Source organism: Paenibacillus cisolokensis, from assembly GCF_050481165.1.
Lineage (GTDB): Bacteria > Bacillota > Bacilli > Paenibacillales > Paenibacillaceae > Paenibacillus_AH > Paenibacillus_AH cisolokensis.
The window spans coordinates 1-4,119 of the sequence record NZ_JBCNFP010000164.1; the positions used below are offsets into that span (position 1 = coordinate 1).

Genomic DNA, 4,119 nt, shown 5'->3' on the forward strand with positions numbered 1-4,119 from the left:
CTTTCGAAATTCAGGTTAAATATACCATAATCGCTTGGATTAGACTGTGATTTATGTCACACTTGACATCATCATTTATATGAATTACTATAAACGAATACTTTCAAGAATCTGAATAACATTATTCATTCGCGGAGGTGATCACATGAGATCTTCCGAACAAATTCAAAAAGCGGTAAAAGAACTGGCCGCTCGTCTTCCGCATGATAAAATCACATTCGCCGACGTCGCGAAGGAAGCTGGCGTGCATTGGACGACCGTTCAAAGGTTTTTCGGCAGTAAGGAAGCGATGAGAACGTTTATCCTGCAAAAATACCGGGATCCTTCTCTGGCCGACACGCGGACCAAAATACTGGACGCGGCCGCCCGTCTGTTTGCGAAGCATGGTTACAATGGCGCCACGCTTGATCTGGTGGCAGCCGATACCGGCATGACCAAGGGAGCGGTATACTGGCACTTTTCGAGCAAAAGCGACCTGTTCCTGGCTTTATGCGAACGAAGTCTCGACCGTCTGCTGAACAGACTTCCCGGTCAGGTTCATAAGGTGTTCGCTTCGGATAACCCGACAGAATCTTTGAGAAGGTTGCTCCAGTCGGAATTTGAAGCGTGCAAAGAAGGCGGAGGCGAGCGCCCCTTGCTTTTCTTCGAATTTATCGCAAACAGCCGCGAGCCCCAAATCCGCAAAAAATTAAACGAAGCTTTTACGAAACTGATTCAAGGTACCTCCGTCCTATTAAAAGAGCTGCAAGACCGGCGACTCATCACGAAAGATGCGGAACCGCACAACTTGGCCGTCGCCGTTCACGCTCTTATCAACGGGGCAGTATTAATGTGGCTGACAGCCCCCGATCAAGTTTCGTTCCAATCTCTTGCAGCAGAGATCTCCAGCGTATTATGGCAAGGGATTCGTCCGGAATCGAATCGCAATTAAGCAACCCGTAGCCTTACGGGTTTTGCAAACGGCACAACATACTTGCAAGTATGTTATTATTGCAAAAATGCAGCGAAGAGGAGAGGAATGCGATGTGGATTTGGGCCCTTTTATTATTGGCAATCGCTTTGGGAGGATTCATTCTGTACAACCGGTATAAATTCAAACAGGCGGAATTGAAATTTCCTCCGAACGGCCGGTTCGTAACCGTAGAAGGTGTCCGATTACATTATATCAGCAAAGGTTCGGGCAAACCGGTTGTTTTGATCCACGGAGGCGTCCTGACCGGCAATGATTTTGAACGCGTCATCGAGATAGCAGCCGGCAAAGGCTATCGGGCGATCGCCTTTGACCGTCCCGGATACGGACATAGCGAAAGGCCGGATTCCGAGAACGTGACCCCGTTCGTACAGGCACGGCTCATACATGCCGCTTTAAAGGAGCTGGGCATCGAAAAACCGATCCTGGTGGGCCACTCCTGGAGCGGAACATTGGTGTTGTCGTATGCGCTGCTATATCCGCAGGATCTTGAAGGGATTGTCACGTTGGGCGCGGCGATGTACAAGGAAGGGTATCCTGCGGAGAACGGAGATCCGATCTCCAAACTGGTAACGACTCCTGTAATCGGAGATCTGGTTCTTCATACGTTATTGCGCAGTCCGCTCGGAACATTTCTGGCAGACCGCACATTGCAAGCCACCTTTGCACCCGGAATCGATACCAGCCGGCTATCGGGAAGCGACTCATGCGCTGTGGCTTCGACCGGGGCAGTTTAAAGCAAATCGCGAGGACGTATTGGCCTTCTCCCCTGCGGCCGAACAAATCAGCAAGCGCTACAAGGAAATAAACCATCCGGTTGTCATCGTTGCAGGGGACAACGACCCGTTCGGAACCAAAGAGCAGTCTTTGCGGTTAAAGGAAGATATCCCGCATGCCGAGCTTATCTTGCTGCCGGAAGTTGCCCACATGATCCCGCAAAATCATCCGCAACAGGTCGTGAACGCCATTGACCGGCTTTGGGAGATCATCGTCGGCGACATGAGCGATTCTTCGATGCGATCGCCAGTGCCTCACCCGACAAATCTGACTATAACCAAATAAGACCATGAAAATAAATATTGAAACAGTTTACAATGGAATTATGAAAAAACGAGGAGGCAATTGAAATGAAAAACATGACGATTCCCACCGTGCAAACATATAAGGAGGGACACTTGCTTTAATTCTAAACGGTGCTCCCCTTTATATGTGTTTTGAAATAACACACAGAAGGGGAAATTCGATGCGTTTTCCAGTTCGTAAATTTTTCTCATACTACAAGCCGTATTTACGCTTGTTTCTTGCCGTATTGGCCTGCTCCATTATGACATCTGCCGTAACTTTGGTGTTTCCGTTGCTCGTTCGGTATATTACGAAAGATGTTCTGGAAGGAGATTTATCGACCGCACTCCAAGAAGTGTTCGCGATTGGCGGGCTCATGCTCGTTTTAGTCGCGATTCAGAATATCGGAAATTACTTTGTGGATTACAAAGGCCATGAAGTAGGCGCCCGCATGGAAAGCGACATGCGCAGCGAGCTGTTCGCCCACATGCAGAAGCTTTCCTTAAGCTTTTACTATAAGGAGAAGACAGGTCGGCTCATGTCCCGACTGACGAACGACCTGCTGCTGCTTTCCGAGCTGTACCATCACGGTCCGGAAGATTACACGAAATATTTCGTCCGCTTTATCGGGGCATTTTGTATTTTGTTCTTTATTAACGCACCGTTAACGCTCGCCGTATTCTGTTTTTTACCGGTTCTCGGTCTCTTGACTGTGTATTTCAATAAAATGTTGAATAAGGCATTACGAAGAAACAAAGAGCGAATCGGGGATGTTAACGCTCAGATAGAGGATAGTCTGGCGGGGATCCGCACCGTAAAATCGTTTGCTAACGAGAGCGTCGAGATCGAGAAGTTTAACCGGGAAAATATCCGTTTTCTCGAGAGCCGAAAGAACACCTATAAAGCGGAGGCGCTTTTTTACAACAGCTTCGAATCGATTATTCAGTTGATTACGATCACGGTGATCATCTTCGGCAGCGTCAATATCGTCAACACTGATTTGGACTTGGCGGATTTGATTACTTTTTTGCTGTATATCAACTTTATGATCGAGCCGATTCAACGACTGAATCATATGAGTACACAGCTTCAGGAAGGAATCACCGGCTTTCAGCGCTTTATGGAAATCATGAATATGAAGCCGGCCATCGAAAACAAGCCGGATGCCGTCATTCTGCCGGAGATACGAGGCGAGATTGAATTCAGACAAGTTTCCTTCCGATATGAAGATCATTTGGACAAAGTCATCCAAAACCTGTCGCTTCGTATCGAGCCGGGCGAATATGTTGCATTGGTAGGGCCGTCCGGTGCGGGAAAAACGACATTATGCTCGCTCATCCCCCGCCTTTATGATGTGACTGACGGGGAGGTGTTAATCGACGGGGTCGACGTCCGTAATATCGACCTGCAATCATTACGACAAAAAATAGGTATTGTACTGCAAGACGTCTACCTTTTTGCAGGGACGGTGATGGAAAATATCCGCTATGGAAATCAAGCGGCAAGCGACGAAGAAGTTATTGCGGCAGCCAAGCATGCCAATGCCCATGATTTTATTATGAGCTTGCCGAACGGCTATCACTCCGAGATCGGCCAGCGAGGTGTCAAACTGTCCGGCGGACAGAAGCAGCGTCTAAGCATTGCCCGCGTATTTTTGAAAAATCCGCCCGTTCTTATTTTCGATGAGGCGACAAGCGCGCTGGATAACGAAAGCGAAAGCGTCATCAAGGCATCATTGGAATTGCTGGCAAAAGGACGTACGACCATCGTCATTGCCCACCGTCTCTCCACAATCCGCAATGCGGGACGAATTATCGTATTGACGGAGGATGGTATTGCGGAACAAGGAACGCATGATGACCTGCTTGCAAGCAATGGCGTATACGCAAAATTGTATTCAAGCAGTTTGAATTGTAGATTCGGACGCCATGCTGCCTGATGCCCGGTTTCCCCGTACCTTCAAGATGAAAAAACGGCGCACTTTCATTTGGGAAGAAACATAAGATAACCCATAAGTCAAAAGCCTATTCGGGAATGAAGGAGAAGGGTTTTACGTTTGATTTAAATAACTCAACTTTCGCACCTAG

Annotated in this window: 4 protein-coding genes; all 4 read left to right on the forward strand. The window is 48.0% G+C overall.

Annotated elements, in window-relative coordinates; genetic code table 11:
• Window positions 1–145 precede the first annotated feature (145 nt).
• The 4 genes from ABEV74_RS22130 (at window position 146) to ABEV74_RS22145 (ending at window position 3,971) form a co-directional block, all read left to right on the forward strand.
• Window positions 146–931: a TetR family transcriptional regulator gene (locus ABEV74_RS22130; protein WP_430149655.1), complete on the forward strand. Its 786-nt coding sequence runs from the start codon at window positions 146–148 to the stop codon at window positions 929–931.
• Window positions 932–1,023: 92 nt separating this feature from the next.
• Window positions 1,024–1,707, forward strand: coding sequence for an alpha/beta fold hydrolase (locus ABEV74_RS22135; RefSeq protein ID WP_430149657.1), 684 nt, complete (start codon window positions 1,024–1,026; stop codon window positions 1,705–1,707).
• 19 nt (window positions 1,708–1,726) lie between these two features.
• Window positions 1,727–2,032 (forward strand): alpha/beta fold hydrolase, encoded by a 306-nt coding sequence (locus ABEV74_RS22140; protein WP_430149660.1) that lies wholly within the window; start codon window positions 1,727–1,729, stop codon window positions 2,030–2,032.
• A gap of 181 nt (window positions 2,033–2,213) precedes the next feature.
• Complete coding sequence (locus tag ABEV74_RS22145) at window positions 2,214–3,971, forward strand: ABC transporter ATP-binding protein (RefSeq protein ID WP_430149663.1); 1,758 nt, start codon at window positions 2,214–2,216, stop codon at window positions 3,969–3,971.
• Window positions 3,972–4,119 lie beyond the last annotated feature (148 nt).